This window comes from Ferrimonas balearica (assembly GCF_019802055.1).
GTDB lineage: Bacteria > Pseudomonadota > Gammaproteobacteria > Enterobacterales > Shewanellaceae > Ferrimonas > Ferrimonas balearica_A.
On sequence record NZ_JAHVHW010000007.1, the window covers coordinates 414949 to 434857 of the forward strand.

Below are 19909 nucleotides of genomic sequence, written 5' to 3' on the forward strand. Positions count from 1 at the left end.
AAAATGAGGGGTTTCGGAAGGAAAAATTGTGATAACTCGTAAGTAATGGTCAGTAATATTGCTCACTTCGCGAAAAGTGTGATCTTAATCTCTTTTGGCCCCACCTGCCCTTTGATACTGTCCTAGCCCGTCAGCGGACGAACTAAAAAGTTCCCATGGAATATATGGGGGACACCAAACGAATGAATGACGCTTGATTGGTTAGGCAAATCCATGAAAAAGACTCTGCTTGCTGCTGCTATCCCAGCACTGATGTTCGCCAACGGCGCTTCCGCTGTTGAACTGTATAACGACGGCGTAAACTCCGTATCTATGGGCGGTCACCTCACTGTAGAACTGACCGACAAGAGTGGTGACACCAAGTTGGATGCGAACTCCCCGCGCATCAACTTCTCCTTCAACCGCGACCTGGGCGAAGGTTTCAAGCTGGACAGCCGCATCGAAATGGGCATGAGCAACTTCGTGACCGGCGGTAACAGCTTCTCCACTCGTCTGGGCTACATCGGTGTTGGCCACGATGACTACGGTCGTCTGTCTGCTGGTAAGCAGTGGTCCGTATACTACGATGTAACCTCTGCGACCGATATGCCGATCGCTTGGGGTTCCGACTCCCTGTTCTCCTACGCCAACGGCACTGACGGTGGCAAACTGGGCCTGGGCCGTGCTGACCAATCCGTTCAGTACCGCAACGGTGTTTCCCTGGGCAACGCTGGCGACCTGAACTTCGGTGTTCAGTGGCAGGGCACCAGCGGCGAATACGATGATCGTATCTCCGCGTCTGCTACCTACGCGGTTGCTGGCATCAAGCTGGGCTACGCCTACAGCGGCGGTGACGTTGACTACACCAACTTGGGTCAAGGTGTTCAGGACGCCAACGTACACGCGTTCTCTGCTGCCTACGGTACCTACGGCAAAGGCCTGTACCTGGCCGGTGCTTACGCCATGTCCGAAAACCTGCAGCAGTCCGAGCTGGCTGGTAACGGTATCATCGCTGAAGAAGCGGATGGCTACGAAGCTCTGGCTGCCTACGGCCTGAACAATGGTCTGAACCTGTACGTTCTGTACCAGGGTGTTGAAGACACCACCAACGACCTGACCATTCAGGAGTACACCAACTTCGGTGCTGAGTACAAACTGACCTCCAACACCGTTGTATACGGTGCTTACAAAGTGGACCACGGTTCCGACATCAAGGACACCGACAACGCGTTCGCTGTAGGTCTGCGTATCTTCCTGTAATAGGACGCGCCTCCTGAAGAAAGCCACCGCCTCTGCGGTGGCTTTTTTGTTTTTGCTTCCCCTCGCCCGTTCGCTCTTGTGGTGAACTAGACTCTGGTGCATCTCCTTCTCAACCCTCAGGGGAAAGATATGCGTCAGATTTTTCTCATGATTGGCTTGGCTGCAGCGGCACCCGCTTCTGCCATCTCTCTCTACGATGACAACCTCAATCGCTTCTCTGTTGGCGGCCACCTCGGTTTCAATCTGGTCCAGGTCAATGGGGATACCGAACTGCTCGACTCCTCCACACGCATCCGCTTTCTCTATGAGCGCTCGATTTCCCGGGAGTGGAACGCCGAAGCCTTGATGGAGTGGGGATTCAACGCGATGGATTCCGGCAGTCAACTGACGCTGAACGGTGACTCGTTACAGGCAGCCCGGGAGGGAGACTTTCTCTTTAACCGCCTGGGTTTTCTGGCCTTTGAACACGACACCTACGGCCGTTTTTCAGCTGGCAAGCAGTGGTCCGTTTACTACGATGTCGCCTCGATTACCGATAACTTCATCATGACTGGGGGCCTGGCATCGGGCACCTACAACTTTGGCTCGGATGGGGGGCTATCTGGCACCGGGCGAGCGGACAGTGCACTGCAGTACCGCAATGAGTTTGGTGGATTGTCTCTGGGCCTTCAGTACCAGGCCCGTACCAAGGGTGAGGTGGGGATCGTTCCGCCGGAAGAGTGCATCGTTGATGACCCGCCACCGGAGTGCGCCGTATTTGACGATGTCGATATTGAGTATGACGACAGCTACGGCGCGTCGCTTCGCTACCGATGGCAAGAACTGATGGTGGGCGTGGGGTATAACCGGGGCGACTTCGACTCGACGTTCCGGCGGGAGAGGGTTGCGAAGCTCAAAGATGAGGCCCTTATCCTGGGAGCCAGTTACGGAACGCTCTACCAGCCGGGGCTATACCTGGCAGCCAACTATGCGGAAACGGAAAATCACGAGGTGGACAACCGTAACCGGGTATTCAACGCCAGGGGCTACGAGGTGATGCTGAACTGGACCTTCGCCAACAATCTCACTCTGGTTTCGGGGCTGAACTGGCTTGAGTCGGATGATTCAAGCTACGAAGAAGTTAACGGAATGTATCGGAAACGCCTCTATGTACTGGGCGCCCATTACGAGTGGGGCACCCAGTTGAGACTCTACTTCGAAGCCAAGCTGGATGACAGTGAGTTTGGTTTCGACGCTTTGGGTGAAGAGGATCTGTACGGAATCGGAGCAAGATTCTTCTTCTAGTACTGCCATCTCTCGTTTGGGCCAAACAATCATCTTCCCTATCGTTGCGAGACGGTAGGACTGATGCGTTGTGGGGGACCCCATTTGTATACAAAAGTTCCGATTTGATGTGACCTTAATGTAAATAAAGGGTTGATTAGGTGTTTTTATTCTGATTACATCAGTGCTGACAGATTGGGCTGAGCCCGCTATCACCTCCTTCTCAGGGAAGCAGTCGGGGAGGCAGGAAAAACAATAAACACACTGATGTGTCCAGGGAGAAAACACATGCATAACAACAGCGTTGTGTCTAAAGCTGTTCGCTTTGCACTGATTGCTGGCGCTACCACTGCAGCTTGGACTGCTCCGGTAGCGGTTGCCGCAGAAGGTGATGAAGTAGAACGTATTGAAGTTACCGGTTCTCGTATTACCCGTACCGATCTCGAAACCGCGTCACCGATCACCACCATCACTGCCGAGGACATCAATGTCCAAGGTATTCAGGATGTAGGCCAGTTCCTGCAACAGAGCGCGGTAATGTCCGGCTCTCCGGCTATGACCACCACCAACAACGGTGGTAACGGCGGAACCTTCATCGAACTGCGTGGCCTGGGTTCTTCCCGTACTCTGGTTCTGGTTAACGGCCGTCGTCCGGTTAGCTCTGATTTCCAGACTATCCCCGCCTCTATGATTGAGCGCATCGACATCCTGAAAGATGGTGCCTCCGCCACCTACGGTGCTGACGCCGTTGCTGGTGTAGTGAACATCATCACTCGTAAAGACTTCGAAGGTGTTGAGATCAACGCTCAGTACAAAGGCGCTTTCGACGTTAGTGAGTACCAGGAAACCAGCTTGAGCATCGTAGCCGGTAAGGCTTTCGAGAGCGGTAACATCGTAGTAGGTGTTGACTACGTAGACATGGAGCCTGTGTATCAGGGCGATGTCGACAAAGTCGACTTCTTCCAGTACCCCTGGCAGGTTTGGGGTACCGCTGCTGAAGAGTCCTTCTGGAAGAATGGCCTGATCGGTACCGGCGACAATGCCAACGTTATCGAAGTAGGCTCTGGCTCTACTCCGTGTGGTAACTACTACCTGGCTGACGGTTCCCAGTGGACCAACGACACCTGTGACGGTGGCATTGCGGACATCGGTGATATGCGTCCGTTTGTTGGCGGTGGTCCGAACAACGACACCTACAACTACGCTCCGGTAAACTACATCCAGACTCCGTACCAGAAGCTCAACGTATTCGTTGAGGGTCGTTTCGATCTGAACGACACCACTTCCATGTACACCGAGACTCGCATCAACAAGCGTGAATCTCGTCAGGAACTGGCTGCCGTACCTTACGATACTCGCTTCGATCCCGGTTACTCCGGTCTGCTGCCTGACGGCACTCCGTTTAACGGCATCTCCGCTGATAACTACTACAACCCGTTCGGTGAAGACATCGTGCGTTCTCGCCGTCGTATGCTGGAAGGCGGTCGTAGCTTCGAGCAGGATGTACTGCGTTTCCAACAGGTTCTGGGTATCACCGGTGAGATCTCCGAAAGCTGGACTTATGACCTGAGCTACAACTACGGCTACAGCCAGATCACTGAGAACGACTTCGGTCAGCTGTATGGTCCGAACCTGGCCAAGGCCATGGGTCCCTCCTTTATGGATGATGCCGGCAACGTAGTTTGTGGCACTCCGGATGCCCCCATCGCTGACTGTGTGTCCCTGAACCTGTTCGGTGGCGCTGGCTCCGTGACCAAGGAGATGCTGGACTACATCACTGCACCTCTGGTTGATTCCAGCAACTACACCCTGCAGCAGATCACCGGCTACGTTTCCGGCGACCTGTTTGAACTGCCTGCTGGTGTTGTAGGCTCCTCCTTCGGTATCGAATACCGTAAAGAGGAAGCGGAAGCCCAGGTTGATTCCGGTAAGTTCATGGGTGAAGTAACCGGTAACAAGTCCAAGGGCACCAACGGTGAGTACGACGTAACCTCCTACTTTGCTGAATTCCGTGTTCCGCTGCTGGCTGACCTGCCGTTTGCTGAGCGCGTAGAAGTACCGGTAGGTCTGCGTTACGACGATTACAGCACCTTCGGTGGCGAGTTCACCTACCAGGCTGGTCTGGAGTGGAACGCCGGTTACGGTCTGTTGCTGCGTAGCACCTACGGCACCGTATTCCGCGCCCCTGGCATCGGCTCTCTGTATGGTCCGGGTGTTGACTCCTTCCCGTCTGCAACTGATCCGTGCCGTGCGTCCAACTGGGCCGCTCTGACTGCAGAGCAGCAAGGCTTCTGTATGGCCGATGGCGTACCGACTGGCGGTACCAACAACAACGATTCTCAGCAGCTGGCTTCCGCTGGTGGTAACCCGGATCTGCAGCCTGAAGAGGGTGATACCTTCACCATCGGTGTTGCATACTCTCCGGAGTTTGCTGAAGGTCTGGACTTTACCGTTGACTACTGGGCTGTTGAAATTGACGGCGTTATCTCCTCCATCGACGCCAAGGACAGCCTGAACGGTTGTTACCTGGGTGGTGTAGGTGAGCTGTGTCGAAACGTAGCTCGTGACGATGCCGGTGAAATCACTCGTGTTGATGAGCGTCTGACCAACCTGTCTCGCATGACTGCGAAGGGTATCGACTTCGATGCAAACTACCGCTTCGAAGCATTGCAGGGCGAATTCTCCTTCAACCTGCAGTGGACTCACTTCCTCGAGCGTGAGAATCAGACCTATAACGACGGTACGTTTACCTTCGAAATGGAAGACGTTACTGGTCGATTCGACAACGACACCAGCTATGCGGAAGATAAGATCAACTTTATCGCTCGCTACAGCTGGGAAGACCTCAACATTCAGTATGCAGCGAACTACATCTCCGGTCTGACTTACGAGGATCTGCTGTACTGGGGTACTACTCCGAATGATCCGAACAACCCGGATGCCGGTAACCACCAGTACAAAGTGGATTCCGTGATTTACCACGATATCACTGCAAACTACATGTTCCCGACTCAAACCAAACTGAGTGTTGGTATCACCAACTTTACTGATGAACTGCCTCCTTACATCGAGCCGGCATTCAACGGTAACACCGACGAGAGTACCTACCGCCTGTTCGGCCGCAGCTACTTTGTTCGTCTGACTCAGAAGTTCTGATAACTGCAGTTAAAAGCACCTAATAAAAAGACGCCTTCGGGCGTCTTTTTTTATTGCTTGTTTTATATAAGCGCTCTTATAGGAAAGGTCAGAGTGTTTTTGACTTGGTATCCAGCCCATATGCTAAATGTAGATAAGGATTGATAACAACAACTTCATCAACGATACGATGCATCCGGAAGGGGAAGTGTTTTGTTAAATTTTGTGGCGGTGCTGTTTTTGGTATTAATTCCGGGAGCATTGATGAAACATTCATTGCATTAAAGCGAGGGTGAAGGCCAGGCGAACCATTCGCCACGAACAATAAATCTAATGTTTGGTTAATTAATATTACATTGAATTAAATATTGTTGACTTTGAACCTTACCGCTAATCACCCTCTTTGTCTTGAATGGATTTGATTCGATATCTCGCCTAATTGTATCGGCATTGTTTCCTACTCCCTGGGCAATGTTGAATGGTGAGGTTGCTTTTGATTGCATCGTTAATCGTCGATTGGTTCCATTCAATCGAGTCTCCTTCTCAGGATTGTGGTCGGGAAGACTGAAAAGAATCAAAAACAAGTATTCAGGGAGAATACGATGCACAACAGTAATGTGATTTCAAAAGCGGTTCGTTTTGCGCTGATTGCCGGTGCGACTGCAGCCGCTTGGAATATGCCGATCGCCCAAGCGGCGGAAGGGGATGAGGTAGAGCGGATTGCGGTAACCGGTTCCCGCATTACACGGACTGACCTGGAAACTGCCGCACCGATTACCACCATTACGGCGGAAGATATCAATGTTCAAGGCATTCAGGACGTTGGCCAGTTTCTGCAACAGAGTGTCGTAATGTCCGGTTCTCCGGCTATGACCACAACGAACAATGGCGGGAATGGCGGGACATTCATTGAACTGCGTGGCCTGGGTTCCTCCCGTACTTTGGTATTGGTTAATGGCCGAAGACCCGTAAGCAGCGACTTCCAAAGTATTCCTGCTTCCATGATTGAACGAATCGATATTCTGAAAGATGGCGCCTCTGCCGTATATGGTGCTGATGCTGTTGCTGGGGTGGTTAACATCATCACTCGTAAAGATTTCGAAGGCGTAGAGATTAATGCTCAATACAAAGGTGCTTTTGATGTAGGTGAATATCAGGAAACCAGTTTCAGCATTGTCGCAGGTAAGGCATTCGAAAGCGGAAACTTTCTGGTTGGTGTTGATTACGTCGACATGAGTGCGGTTTATCAGGGGGATGTGGATAAGGTGGACTTCTTCCAGTACCCCTGGCAGGTCTGGGGAAAGGAAGCGGAACTGTCCTTCTGGCAGAATGGCCTGATTGGCCAGGGCAACAATGCTAACGTCATTGAAGTTGGGTCCGGCTCAACGCCTTGCGGTAACTACTATTTGTCCGATGGTTCCCAATGGACCAATGATACCTGTAACGGAGGTATAGCTACCCTCGGTGATATGCGTCCGTTTGTCGGTGGCGGCGCGAATAATGATACCTACAACTATGCGCCGGTTAACTATATTCAGACCCCATACCAAAAACTGAATGTATTCCTTGAAGGCGGCTTTGATCTAAACGACACCACCTCCATCTACAGTGAGACACGTATCAATAAGCGGGAATCTCGCCAGGAACTGGCAGCGGTGCCTTATGATACTCGCAATGATCCGGGTTACTCCGGTCAACTCCCTGATGGCACCCCCTTTAATGGAATCTCAAAGGATAACTACTACAACCCGTTTGGCGAAGACGTTGTTCGTTCCCGCCGCCGTATGTTGGAAGGGGGCCGTAGCTTTGAGCAGGATATACTGCGTTTCCAACAGGTACTGGGAATAAAAGGCGAGGTCTTTGAAACCTGGACCTATGATCTGAGTTACAACTACGGCTATAGCCAGAGCACTGACAACGACTTTGGTCAGTTGTTTGGTCCTAATCTGGCGAAAGCCATGGGACCCTCGTTTATGGACGACGATGGCAACATTGTTTGTGGCACCCCCGAAGCCCCAATAGCTGATTGTGTTTCCTTGAACCTGTTCGGTGGAGCAGGTTCGGTCACTCAAGAGATGCTGGACTATGTGACAGCGCCTTTGGTTGATTCAAGCAATTACACGCTACAGCAGTTTACTGCATTTATGACTGGTGATTTGGTCGACCTGCCCGCCGGGACCGTAAGCGCTGCATTCGGTCTGGAGCACAGGACTGAAGCGCTGGAATCTCAGGTGGATTCCAGCAAGTTTATGGGGGAAGTGACCGGAAACAAATCGAAGGGTACCAATGGTGAATATGAGGTCACTTCGTACTTTGCTGAGATGCGTGTGCCGGTGCTGAGTGACCTGCCGTTTGCCGAACGTGTAGAGATTCCCGTTGGCTTGCGCTTCGATGATTACAGCACCTTTGGTGGTGCCTTCACCTATCAAACTGGTTTCGAGTGGAATGCTGGCTACGGTCTGCTGCTGCGCAGTACTTACGGTACAGTGTTCCGCGCGCCTACAATCCGTAATCTTTACGGCCCAGGTGTGGACTCGTTCCCGTCAGCTACAGATCCTTGCCGTGCATCCAACTGGGCTGAACTGAATGCGGAGCAGCAAGGCTTCTGTATGGCAGATGGTGTTCCGTCTGGTGGCACCAATAACAATGACAGCCAACAACTGGCTGCCGCAGGTGGTAACCCGGATCTGCAGCCAGAGCAAGGGGATACGTTGACCATTGGTGTGGCTTATTCGCCGGAGTTTGTTGAAGGTCTCGACTTTACCGTTGATTACTGGTCTGTAGAGATCGATGACGTACTGGATTCGGTCAGTGCTAAGTCAAGCTTGAACGGGTGCTATAAGGGCGGTGTGGCCGAGTTATGCGAAAACGTGCTTCGCGATGCTGCTGGGGAAATTGTTCGAGTGGATGCACGTACCGTCAACCTCTCTCGCATGACGGCAAAGGGCATCGACTTGGATGCGAATTACCGCTTTGAAGCGCTGCAGGGCGAGTTTGCGTTTAATCTGCAGTGGACTCACTTCCTTGAGCGGGAGAACCAGACCTACGACGAATCCACTTTCACTTTCGAGATGGAAGATGTGACTGGCCGGTTTAACGAAGACACCAGCTATGCAGAGGACAAGATCAACTTTATCGCTCGCTACAGCTGGGAAGACCTCAATGTCCAGTATGCCGCAAACTATATCTCCGGTTTGACCTACGAAGATTTGCTGTATTGGGGTACGACTCCATATGACGAGAAGAACCCCGCTGCAGGCAATCATCAGTATGAAGTGGATGCCGTGGTTTACCATGACATCACTGCAAACTATCAGTTTGCGACTCAAACCAAGCTGAGTGTTGGTATTACCAACCTTACGGATGAACTGCCTCCCTATATCGAGCCAGCCTTCAACGGTAACACTGACGAAAGTACCTACCGCTTGTTTGGTCGCAGCTACTTCGTTCGCATCAGTCAGACGTTCTAAACTTGAACACTCGATTCAAAAGGCGCTCGGTAGGGCGCCTTTTTTTGGCTTCTAAATATCAACAGCAGAGCAAAAAATCACCAATTGATATCCTATGTTCTCTTGCAAGGGGCTTAACGGACTTGGGCGTTAACAGCGGAATCCAATCCAGAGAGTGGGTGTTGCCGTACCTTGTTTCAAATGACCCAGTGATGGCGAGATTGAGGCGGTTACCAGCCGGAATGAACGGATCTACAAGGTGAGACCTATTACCAAACATTCATAGCCCTCGTCGTTCGCCAACATTATCCACGCCAAAGTCAAGGGTTGGGTTTTTGTTCTGCCCATTCCTCGGTCTCTGGGTAAATATGTTGTCAATGGGGGTAAGGGCCCGGAGATTTTGGTATCTAACGCAAACTTGAGGGGTTTTGTGCTTCCCGTCACGCTCTCGCAAGTGAATGTTCTTCGAACGTGGTCCTATTGTAATGGCGTTCAAAGCCCTCGAAGCGGGGCGGTAACAAGGTTGACACAACTCCGGGCGCTGTGGAAAGATGCGGATGCACCCGCCTATCGTGGGGATAGGTGGGGTCTATGGATAACAACACTAATTAGACGGAACTGGCTTCAGCGCAACGCTGGGTGAACACAGTGGAAAGTGTTTGAAGCCGTAAACTCACAACAAGACTGGTTGGGAACTATGTCCGTGATGAAAAGAACCAAACTCGCCTCTGCGTTGGTCGGTGCTATGACACTGGCAGTTAGCGGTATGGCTGTGGCGGCGGATCCGCTGGCTGCGATCCAGAGTGCTGACAAGCAAATTCAGGATGAGGCTGCGAAGTCTCAGCAGAAGATCAACAAACTCTACGACCAGGCTCAGGACGATCTCTATGAGTACCGTCTGGTGGTTGATGAAACCGATACCCTTAAGTCCTACAACGATTACGTAGCTTCTCTGGTTGCTGACCAGGAAGCCCGTATGGCCTCTCTGCAACAGCAGATCAATGGCATTGAGCGCACCAAACAGGGCGTTGTGCCGCTGATGACTCGCATGATCAACACCCTTGATCAGTTCGTGGCCCTGGACGTGCCTTTCCAGCTGGAAGAGCGTCAGGCCCGTGTTGAACGCCTGAAAGAGGTAATGGGTGATTCCAACGTATCCACCGCTGAGAAATATCGTCTGGTGCTGGATGCCTACCTGATCGAAAACGAATACGGCAACAAGATGAACGCTTACGAAGGTAAGCTGAACATCGACGGCAAAGAGCTGACCGTGGATTTCTTCCACCTCGGCCGTGTGGTCTTCGTGGCTCAGTCTCTGGACCAGAAGAACGCCTGGGCATGGGATAACAATGCACGTGAATGGCACGCTCTGAGCGATGACATGCTGCGTCCGGTATCCAACGCCATCAAGATGGCCCGCCGCCAGGCTGCCCCTGACCTGCTGAAATTGCCTGTTCAAGCCGCGGAGAGTGCAGAATAATGAAAAAGATCATCTCTACTGCCTTTGTTGCAGCCGCACTGACTTTCTCAGCCGCCCCCATGGCCGCCGAGCAAACTCCGGCACAGACTCTCGATCAGCTGCTGAACCAGATCAAGCAGTCTCGTCAGTCCGAAGCTCGCATCAACAAGCAGCGTGAAGCTGAGTTTGTTGCCGAGCGTGCCGATAAACAGAAACTGTTGCGTGACGCCAAGGCCGCACTGGCTGCTGAAAAGCAGCGCGGTGAAGACCTGGCAACCAGCTTTACCAACAACGACCAAGAGATCGACCGCCTGAGCCGTGACCTGGCCACCGCTACCGGTGACCTGGGTGAAATGTTCGGTGTGGTACGTCAGGTGTCCGGCGACATGTCCGGTCAGCTGAACGCGTCTCTGGTCAGCGCCCAGTTCCCGGGTCGTGACGACTTTATGGCCGAGCTTGCCTCTGCCAAAGAGCTGCCGACCATCAAGGAGCTGGAAGAGCTGTGGATCGCCCTGCAGACTGAAATGACTCAGTCCGGCAAGGTGGTTAAGTTCAACGCTGAAGTTATCGACCCGAATGGCAACGTATCTGAGCAGGCGGTTACCCGTGTTGGTAACTTCACTCTGCTGGATGCCAAAGAGTACCTGACCTACAACACCGAGACTGGCACCATCCAGCGTCTGGCCAAGCAGCCTGAAGGCTTCAAGGTACGCACTGTTGGTCAGTACTCCGGTTCTTCTGCCGGTCAAACTCCGCTGTTCGTCGACCCGTCCCGTGGCGCTCTGCTGGCGGTTTACACCCAGAAAGCGACTCTGGAAGAGCAGTTCCACCAAGGTGGTACCGTGGGTTACATCATCGCCGGTCTGCTGGGCCTGGGTGTTCTGATCTCCCTCTACAAGATCATCACTCTGACTCTGGAGTCTGCGAAGATCCGCGCTCAGGTTAAGAACGTGGACAACCCGGGTAACAACGCTCTGGGCCGTATTCTGAAGACCTATCAGGAAAACAAGAACGTGGATGTTGAGACGCTTGAGCTCAAGATCGACGAAGCCATCCTTAAGGAAACTCCGCGCATTGAGTCCGGCGTTAACATGATTAAGGTGATGGCCGCTATCTCTCCGATGCTGGGTCTGTTGGGTACCGTTACCGGTATGATCGAAACCTTCCAGAACATCACCCTGTTCGGAACCGGTGATCCGAAGATCATGGCTGGCGGTATCTCCATGGCGCTTGTAACCACTGTACTGGGTCTGGTTGCTGCTCTGCCTCTGCTGCTGATGCATGCTCTGGTAGCTGGCCGCGCCAAGTCTGTGGTTGAAGTAATCGAAGAACAAAGTGCGGGCATCATTGCGACTCACGCTGAACAGCGAGGCAAGTAATTATGCTTTACCTGGTAGAACTCTGGGAATCTGTCAGGGACTTCATGGCCACCGGGGGCGACGTCCTCTGGTTGGTGGCGGGTGCGTTGTTCCTGATGTGGGTACTCATGCTTGAGCGTTACTTCTTTGTCAGCTTCGTTTTTCCGAAGATGCGCAAAGAGATCATCGCTCGCTGGGACGCTCGCGAGGACACAACCTCCTGGTATGCCCATCGCATTCGTGAAGCGTGGATCTCCCAGGCCAAAGAACAATTAAATGCGCGTATGGGGTTGATCAACACCCTGGTCGCCATCTGCCCGATGTTGGGTCTGCTCGGTACCGTTACCGGCATGATCGCAGTGTTTGAGGTAATGGCCGTTCAGGGCACCGGTAACCCCCGCTTGATGGCTGGTGGTATCTCCATGGCCACCATCCCGACCATGTCGGGCATGGTAGCGGCCCTCTCTGGCGTATTCTTCAGTACTCGCCTAACTGCGAAGCTGAAGATGTCCCAGGAGCAATTGGTAGATAGTCTGCCTCATCACTAAAGAGAGTTTTCTATGGCACGTAAGAAGCATTACAGCGCCGCTGAAGAAGCCCAGGTCGATATGACCCCGATGCTGGACATCGTGTTCATCATGTTGATTTTCTTCATCGTAACGACCTCGTTCGTGAAGGAATCCGGCATCGAGGTGAACCGTCCTAAGGCACAGCAGGCGAGCAAAAAACCCTCGGCGAACATTTTTATCGCCATTAACGAGGCTGGCATTGTCTACATGGAGAAGCGTGAGGTTGATATTCAACGTGTACGCGCCAACGTAGAGCGTATGTTGGCTGAGTCTCCGGAAGCCCAGGTTATGATTCAGGCTGACCAGCAAGCTAAGCACGGCATTGTTGTGAAGGTGATGGATCAGGTTAAGGCTGCCGGTATTGATAAGATCTCGGTGTCCGCGGAGAACGATTGATATGTTGAGAGCACTGTTAGCCCTGTTGATTGGTGCTGCGGTGACCTTCGCCTTGTTCTCTTTCATGGCATTTCTGGTTGGCGGCGGGGCTAAACGCGCCGACAACCAGTTCAAAACGCCGCCGATTGAGATCGTTATGGAACGTCAGGATGCCAAAGCGCAGAACCGTGACCGACCTAAGCCGAAGCCGCCGAAGCCGCCTCAGCAGCCGCCGAAGCCGGTGGAGATGCAACCGGACACCAATGATGTCTCTGACAGCGTGTCCATTAACGTTCCGAGCGTAGATCTGGGTGACATGAGTGCAGGTCTGGGTGACCCCAGTGCAGCCATGGCCCGGGACGGGGACGCAACGCCAATCGTCCGTATTGAGCCGCGCTACCCCATTAAGGCCGCTCGTGATGGCAAAGAGGGATACGTAATCCTGAGCTTTACCATCAACGAGATGGGTGGAGTGGACGATGTTCAGGTAATAGAGGCTGAGCCTCGCCGCCTGTTCGACCAGGAAGCCCGCCGCGCCCTGCGCAAGTGGAAGTACAAGCCGAAGATCGTTGACGGCAAGCCGGTGAAACAGCCTGGCCAGACCGTTCGATTGGACTTCACTCTGGATAAAGCCAACGGTTAAGGCAGGAGGTCAAAATGCGTAAAAATAGCAAATTGCTGCCTGCTTTATTGCTGAGCATTGCAGCTGGCGTGATTACCACGCCAGCACCGGCCCTGGCCGCTGAGAAGTGTGCCATCGACACTCGTAAGACCCGTGTGGTCTCCGAGCGGGTCGGTAAGAAGATCCAGAAGGCGTACGAACTGTACAGCACTGATCAGGTAGACGAAGCGCTGGCGGTACTGTTGGAAATCAGTACCAACAACGACTTCGATAAGGCCTACGTTTCCCGCTTTATCGGTAACCTGTATGCCGGTAAAGATGGGCAGACCGCAACTGCCATGAAGCACCTCAAGGTGGCGATCGATATCGACCAGCTTGGTGGTACTGACCAGGCCGCGGCTCTGCGACTGATGGCTGACCTGAGCATTCAGGAGCGTAAGTTCGAGCAGTCTCTGAAGTACTACGATCAGTGGATGGCCTTTACCTGTAAGGAAGACACTAACGTCTACCTGCGTATGGCCACCGCGAACTTCGAGTTGAAGCGTCACGATAAGGTACTGGCGTTGGCTGACAAGGCCATCGCGACTCAGAGCACTCCCAATAAGGGTCCTTACACCCTTAAGATGGGCTCCTACTACGAAACCAAGCAGTACAAGAAAGCTGCCAAGGTTGTAGAGGATATGGTGCGTCTGTTCCCGGATGACAAACGTCTGTGGATTCAGCTGGCCCAGATGTACATGTTGAGTGAGGATTACAAGCGCTCCCTGTACACCATGGATGTGGCTTATCGTAATGGCTACCTGGAGAAGCCTTCTGAGTACAAGATGCTGGCTCAGCTCTACGCTCAGAATGAGATCCCGTTCCGCTCTGCCCAAATTCAGGAAAAATATCTGAGTGAAGGTATTGTGGAGAAGGACGAAGCCTCTCTGTCCATGCTCGCCAACACCTATCACCAGGCCAAGGAGATCGACAAAGCGATCACCTACTATGGCGAAGTGGCAGCGATGACTGACAAGTCGCGCTACTACATGCGTCAGGCGGGTCTGTTGATGGAAAGCGAACGCTTTAAAGAAGCCAAGGTGGCAGCGCGTAAAGCGCTGGATGCTGAGGGTCTGAAGAGCGCCGGTGAAGCTCAGATGCTGCTCGCTCAGGCTCACTTCTATCTGGAAGAGTATGCTCCGGCATACCGCGCTGCCCAGGCGGCCTCCAAGGATGATAAGACCGCTAACACCGCTAAGGGTTGGGTGTCTTACATTCAGGAAACTGCCCAGCGGAAGAAAGTCGAGCTGTAAGCCAAATAAAAGCCCCGATACAGCCCCGCTGGTCGGGGCTTTTTTGTACCCAGGAGACTAAGAATGAAAACCACACTCTCCGCCCTGGCAGTCGTCACTGCCCTGGGATTGGTGGGTTGTTCCCCCGCATCAGCGCCAAGCGAAGAGACCAAGCCCAGTGAATCACAGGTCGCCGCGGTGAGCGTTTCTGAGCAGTACCAGGCGCTTGCTGAGCAGTATTTTCAGGATCTCATCGCCCTGAATCCTGTGATGGCGACCTACGTTGGCGAACACCGATATAACGACCAGCTGGCCAATAACCTGGCTGACGATTACCTCAAGGCGCGTCATGAGCTGAACACCCGTTATCTCAAGCGTCTTATGGCCCTGGATTGGGACCAATTGAATGATGAGGATCGCCTGAGTGCGCAGGTGCTCAGGTATGAACTGGAGATGGCTCTGGTCGACGAGACTTATCCCAGCCGCTTCCTGCCGATGAACCAGTTCTACAGCCGTGTTATCAGCTTTGTTCAACTGGGCAGCGGCGAGAGTGCTCAGCCGTTTAACACGGTTGAGGATTATGACAACTTCATTGGCCGGATTAACGATTTTGCTGGGTGGATAAGCAGTGCGATAGCCCGGATGGAAGAGGGCAGTGAGTCGAATGTTGTTCTGCCTCGAGTACTGGTTCAGCGCATCATTCCCCAGCTTCAGGCGCAATTGGATACACCGTTGGCAGAAAGTCCCTTCTATGGACCGCTAGCAACGTTGCCCGAAGGTCTTTCAGAGACTGAAGCGGAGGCGCTGACAGAGCGTTACGAACTGGCTTTGACCGATACCCTCTATCCTGCGCTGGTTGAGCTTCATGGGTATTTTCAGAACACCTATCTGAATAAAGCCCGGGGGACACATGGCTGGGGTGCGCTGCCCAATGGAAAAGCCTGGTATCAGCACCTGGCCAATATGCACACCACCACCACCATGCCGGTTGAGGAGATCCACCAACTGGGCCTGAGCGAAGTCGCCCGCATTCTGGACGAGATGGACGGTGTTCGGGAACAGGTGGGTTTTAAGGGCGACCTGGCTGCGTTCTTTGAGTATTTGGGCAGCGATGAGCAGTTCTTCTTTACCGATAAGCAGGGTCTGATCGATGGCTATATGGGCCTGAAGGATGAGATCAACGCGGTACTGCCCAAGTACTTCGATGTGATGCCCAAGGCGGATTACGTGGTGAAAGCGGTAGAGCCGTTCCGTGAGCGATCCGCAGCGGGGGCCAGCTATGACGCGCCTGCACCGGATGGTTCGCGCCCCGGGGTGTTTTACATCAATACCTATAACCTCAAGGCGCAGCCGAAGTGGGGGATGACCACCCTTTCCCTGCATGAAGCGGCGCCAGGCCACCATTTCCAGATTGCCATCAAGCAGGAGCTTGACGGGGTTGCCAGCTTCCAGCGCTTCGGCGGTTACACCGCCTTTGAGGAGGGGTGGGCGCTGTACGCGGAACAACTGGGCATTGAGATGGGCCTCTTCAGCGACCCCTATCAGTACTTTGGTAAGTTGTCTGACGAAATGCTTCGGGCAATGCGACTGGTGGTCGATACGGGTCTGCATGCCAAGGGGTGGACTCGTGAGCAGGCGATCCAGTACATGCTGGATAACAGTCCGATGGCGGAGTCCGATGTCACTGCGGAAGTCGAGCGCTATATGGCCATTCCCGGCCAGGCACTGTCCTACAAAGTTGGTCAGCTCACCATTCTGGCGTTGCGTGCAGAAGCGGAAGCGGCACTGGGAGAGCGTTTTGATTTGCGCGCCTTCCACAATCAAGTGCTGACTTCAGGTTCGCTGCCAATGGCGGTGCTGCAGGAGAAGATCCGCCACTGGATCGACGCTCAAGCATAAGGCACTGATAGAGAAGACGAAGGGAGCCTGATGGCTCCCTTTATTTTGGACAAAGTGTGATGCAGGTCACGAAAGTGGGGATTGGGACGGAGGATTTGTTAACGGTTTAGGCCAGAGATTTGTGCTGCAGTTTTCCTTAACAGCCAGTGGGATCCAACAGTGAGCCTCGTTTTGGACCAAGTTCGAATTGAATCGGAAGCGACCGTAACCTCGCCATTTAATCCAGGCTACCTATATGCAACATGGTTATAAAGGTATAGCCATTGACCATAAAAAGGCGATAACTCAGTATCCTAGCCGTATCACCCCCACAACATCATGGGCCAGCAGAGCCTTAGGGGGGTGGTGAGGAAGACTATAAGAATAATGTCTCGAGGGAGTTAGGATGCAGTACCCATCTACCGTTGCGCGCTCTGTTCGCGCTGCATTAATCACAAGCACCATCGCTGGTGCCGCCATCGCCACACCCACCTTCGCAGAAGAGACCGATACGGCTCAGAATGTTGAGCGTATTTCGGTAACCGGTTCACGCATTAAGCGCGCCGACATGGAGACGGCCTCTCCGGTAAATGTCATTGGCGCTGATCGCATCGAAGCGGGCTCTTACACTTCAGTAGAACAGATCCTGCAGGAAAGCACCGCCTCCGCGGGCGCTGCGGTTGGCTCTGCGACCAACAACGGTGGTCGTGGTGCGGCTCGTGTTGACCTGCGCGGCATGGGGGCTGAACGTACCCTGGTGCTGGTGAATGGTCGCCGGATGGTGGTTTCCGGCACCGGTGCCGATGCCTCTGTGGATCTCAACACCATCCCGGTATCCATCATCGAACGCATTGAGGTTCTGAAGGATGGTGCGTCTGCGGTGTACGGTTCCGATGCCGTGGCCGGTGTGATCAACATCATCACCAAGACCGACTTTGAAGGCTTCCAATTGGATGGTCAATTTGGCATGTCCGACAAGGGCGACGGTGAAACCGGTGAGTTGAGCGCCCTGTGGGGAACCAACTTCGATCGCGGTAACCTGGTACTCGGCGCCTCATACGTAAACCGGGGCGAGGTTTATCAGGACGACCGTTTCTGGTCCAACTGTGGCCCGTGGGGTGATTGTGGCGGCTGGAGCTCCACCATTCCTGGCGGCTCGCTCAACTGGGGTGATGGCTACCACACGCCGAATGCTGATGGCAGCTGGTCGAAGCAGGATGAGTACTTCAACTACGTCCCCTACAGCTACCTCTCCACGCCGATGGAGCGTTACAGCCTGAACGGTAACTTCAAGTACGAAGTGCTGACTGACACCAATGTGTTTGTGGAAGCGATGTATACCCGTCGTGACTCCAATCAGCAGATGGCACCGGCACCGATCACCGGCCTTTATCTGGATACCGCTCAACTGGGCAGTGGTCCGTGGGATGGGGCTGAGACCGCCGTTTACAAGCGCCGTATGACTGAAGCTGGCCCGCGTACTTTCGATCAGACTACCGATACCTACCGCGTGGTAGCGGGTCTGGAAGGCTACCTGGATATCGGCAATGGCTACGATTGGGACATCTCCTACACCTTCGGTCGCAACGAAGCCACCAGCTGGGCCCGTAACCTGGCCATTACCTCCCGTGTTGAGCAGTCCATCTACGACAACCCGGAAGCCTGGCTGTCTGGTGAGCCGCTGAGCCAGGATATCCTGAACGACGTGATGTATGACGACCGCTCCGAAGGCGGTAACGAGATGCACGTGTTTGCTGCCAACCTCTCTGGCGAGCTGTTTGAGCTGCCGGCCGGTTCCGTTGCCTTTGCAACCGGCGCTGAGTACCGCAAAGAAGAGGGCTGGTTCACTCCGGACCCGATCACCCAGGCCGGTGAATCTTCCCAGTCTCAGCAAGACCCGACTCAGGGTGACTACGACACCACTCAACTGTACGCCGAATTCTCTGTACCGCTGCTGTCTGGCCTGCGCTTCGCTGACGAAGTCACCATGGAAGCTGCCGTTCGTTGGTTCGATTACAGCACCTTCGGTTCCGATACCACCTGGAAGCTGGGTCTGACCTGGCGCGTCAACGACGAGTTGATGCTGCGTGGTGTGGCCTCTACCGCGTTCCGTGCGCCCAGCGTGTCTGAGCTGTACGGTGGTAATGTGGGCTCCTTCGACTACCTGACTGACCCTTGCTCCGGCGTGGACTACAGCGGTAACAGCACCCTGGCCACCCAGTGCCGCACCATTGGCTGGGATGACCCGAGCCAGGCCAAGGAGTTCACCCAGGAAGACTCCCAGATGGAGGTAACCTGGACCACGGATCCGGATCTCAAGCCGGAGGAAGCGGACACCTTCACAGCGGGCTTCGTGTACAGCCCGGCCTACGCTGATGGTTTCTCCATGACCGTCGATTACTGGCGCTTTGAGGTCACCAACGCCATCACCCGTATCGATCGTCAGGCTTACCTGGATGCGTGTTACAAGCAGGGTGATATGAATGCGTGTGAAGCGCTGAACATCAGCCGCAGCAGCGTGACCGGTGAGATTGAGACCTTCTACGCACCGCTGGTGAACGCCGGCTACCAGGAAACTGATGGGGTAGACGCCAACTTCCGCTATGCGTGGGAATACGGTGGTCACGACTGGACCCTGAACTGGGACGTAACTCGCCTGTTGAACTTCAAGCAGGATGGCATCGACTACACCGGCACCATCAGCGGTATGAACGGTGGTTACGCTGAGTGGCGTCAGAATGTTCAGTTGATGGTGAATGCCCAGGATTGGACCTTCAACTACCAGTTGCGCCAAGTGGGCGAGATGGTGGATCTGGTGGACCCGCAGTTTGAAGTGGCGGCCGCCTGGTACCACAACGTGTCCTACCTGTACCGCTTTAGCGAAGGTTTCAACCTGACTTTGGGTATCAACAACCTGTTTGATGAAACCCCGAAATACCACCCGAGCTACAAGGACGTCTGGACCACTCCTGAGGTCTATGACGTGATGGGTCGCTACGTTTACACCAAGTTCACCTATCAGTTCTAAGTAAATCCCAACCGCAAAAAAGGCAGCTTCGGCTGCCTTTTTTTATTTCTTCAAAATGATCTTCTTTTTGGGGCTGAACTGGGGTGGGAGATCGCGGGATTGGCGCAATTTATAACCGAACTGCCTTAATTTTTCGCCAACCGTATTTTTGAAGAAAAAATAAGCAAGTGGTGTTGCGATAGTGTTAATGAAATTCTGTCGATAAATTAGCGGCCAATATGGGAATTGGCGCCAGTTTACAAAGCGATAGACACCTTGAATAT

At 53.6% G+C, this 19909-nt stretch carries 12 protein-coding genes; all 12 read left to right on the plus strand.

Going from position 1 to position 19909, the window contains the following annotated elements:
- Window positions 1-213 precede the first annotated feature (213 nt).
- The 12 genes from KUV52_RS09500 (at window position 214) to KUV52_RS09555 (ending at window position 19646) form a co-directional block, all read left to right on the plus strand.
- Window positions 214-1239, plus strand: a complete 1026-nt coding sequence (locus KUV52_RS09500) for a porin (protein ID WP_222525701.1) — start codon at window positions 214-216, stop codon at window positions 1237-1239.
- Window positions 1240-1368: 129 nt separating this feature from the next.
- On the plus strand, window positions 1369-2523 hold the full coding sequence (locus tag KUV52_RS09505; protein WP_222525702.1) for a porin: 1155 nt from the start codon (window positions 1369-1371) through the stop codon (window positions 2521-2523).
- Window positions 2524-2790: 267 nt separating this feature from the next.
- A complete protein-coding gene (locus KUV52_RS09510; protein ID WP_222525703.1) occupies window positions 2791-5658 on the plus strand; it encodes a TonB-dependent receptor domain-containing protein in 2868 nt (955 codons plus the stop codon).
- A 581-nt stretch (window positions 5659-6239) separates the two neighbouring features.
- On the plus strand, window positions 6240-9107 hold the full coding sequence (locus KUV52_RS09515) for a TonB-dependent receptor domain-containing protein (protein ID WP_222525704.1): 2868 nt from the start codon (window positions 6240-6242) through the stop codon (window positions 9105-9107).
- Window positions 9108-9831: 724 nt separating this feature from the next.
- Window positions 9832-10566: a DUF3450 domain-containing protein gene (locus tag KUV52_RS09520; protein ID WP_409996476.1), complete on the plus strand. Its 735-nt coding sequence runs from the start codon at window positions 9832-9834 to the stop codon at window positions 10564-10566.
- A complete protein-coding gene (locus KUV52_RS09525; RefSeq protein WP_222525706.1) occupies window positions 10566-11924 on the plus strand; it encodes a MotA/TolQ/ExbB proton channel family protein in 1359 nt (452 codons plus the stop codon). Before KUV52_RS09520 ends, KUV52_RS09525 begins: the two co-directional genes overlap by 1 nt.
- Before the next feature lie 2 nt (window positions 11925-11926).
- Window positions 11927-12451, plus strand: a complete 525-nt coding sequence (locus KUV52_RS09530; RefSeq protein WP_222525707.1) for a MotA/TolQ/ExbB proton channel family protein — start codon at window positions 11927-11929, stop codon at window positions 12449-12451.
- A gap of 12 nt (window positions 12452-12463) precedes the next feature.
- Window positions 12464-12868, plus strand: coding sequence for an ExbD/TolR family protein (locus KUV52_RS09535; RefSeq protein WP_222205769.1), 405 nt, complete (start codon window positions 12464-12466; stop codon window positions 12866-12868).
- 1 nt (window position 12869) lies between these two features.
- Complete coding sequence (locus tag KUV52_RS09540) at window positions 12870-13490, plus strand: energy transducer TonB (RefSeq protein ID WP_222525708.1); 621 nt, start codon at window positions 12870-12872, stop codon at window positions 13488-13490.
- Window positions 13491-13504: 14 nt separating this feature from the next.
- Window positions 13505-14761: a tetratricopeptide repeat protein gene (locus tag KUV52_RS09545; RefSeq protein ID WP_222525709.1), complete on the plus strand. Its 1257-nt coding sequence runs from the start codon at window positions 13505-13507 to the stop codon at window positions 14759-14761.
- Between the two features lie 63 nt (window positions 14762-14824).
- Window positions 14825-16639, plus strand: a complete 1815-nt coding sequence (locus tag KUV52_RS09550; RefSeq protein ID WP_222525710.1) for a DUF885 domain-containing protein — start codon at window positions 14825-14827, stop codon at window positions 16637-16639.
- Window positions 16640-17024: 385 nt separating this feature from the next.
- On the plus strand, window positions 17025-19646 hold the full coding sequence (locus KUV52_RS09555) for a TonB-dependent receptor plug domain-containing protein (RefSeq protein WP_222525711.1): 2622 nt from the start codon (window positions 17025-17027) through the stop codon (window positions 19644-19646).
- Window positions 19647-19909: the final 263 nt, after the last annotated feature.

What these genes read in the sequence shown, in the direction of transcription:
- KUV52_RS09545 (WP_222525709.1), top strand. Translation starts at nt 13,505, where the DNA reads ATGCGTAAAAATAGCAAATTGCTGCCTGCTTTATTGCTGAGCATTGCA.
- KUV52_RS09540 (WP_222525708.1), top strand. Translation starts at nt 12,870, where the DNA reads ATGTTGAGAGCACTGTTAGCCCTGTTGATTGGTGCTGCGGTGACCTTC.
- KUV52_RS09520 (WP_409996476.1), top strand. Translation starts at nt 9,832, where the DNA reads ATGACACTGGCAGTTAGCGGTATGGCTGTGGCGGCGGATCCGCTGGCT.
- KUV52_RS09510 (WP_222525703.1), top strand. Translation starts at nt 2,791, where the DNA reads ATGCATAACAACAGCGTTGTGTCTAAAGCTGTTCGCTTTGCACTGATT.
- KUV52_RS09555 (WP_222525711.1), top strand. Translation starts at nt 17,025, where the DNA reads ATGCAGTACCCATCTACCGTTGCGCGCTCTGTTCGCGCTGCATTAATC.
- KUV52_RS09530 (WP_222525707.1), top strand. Translation starts at nt 11,927, where the DNA reads ATGCTTTACCTGGTAGAACTCTGGGAATCTGTCAGGGACTTCATGGCC.
- KUV52_RS09515 (WP_222525704.1), top strand. Translation starts at nt 6,240, where the DNA reads ATGCACAACAGTAATGTGATTTCAAAAGCGGTTCGTTTTGCGCTGATT.
- KUV52_RS09550 (WP_222525710.1), top strand. Translation starts at nt 14,825, where the DNA reads ATGAAAACCACACTCTCCGCCCTGGCAGTCGTCACTGCCCTGGGATTG.
- KUV52_RS09505 (WP_222525702.1), top strand. Translation starts at nt 1,369, where the DNA reads ATGCGTCAGATTTTTCTCATGATTGGCTTGGCTGCAGCGGCACCCGCT.
- KUV52_RS09535 (WP_222205769.1), top strand. Translation starts at nt 12,464, where the DNA reads ATGGCACGTAAGAAGCATTACAGCGCCGCTGAAGAAGCCCAGGTCGAT.
- KUV52_RS09500 (WP_222525701.1), top strand. Translation starts at nt 214, where the DNA reads ATGAAAAAGACTCTGCTTGCTGCTGCTATCCCAGCACTGATGTTCGCC.
- KUV52_RS09525 (WP_222525706.1), top strand. Translation starts at nt 10,566, where the DNA reads ATGAAAAAGATCATCTCTACTGCCTTTGTTGCAGCCGCACTGACTTTC.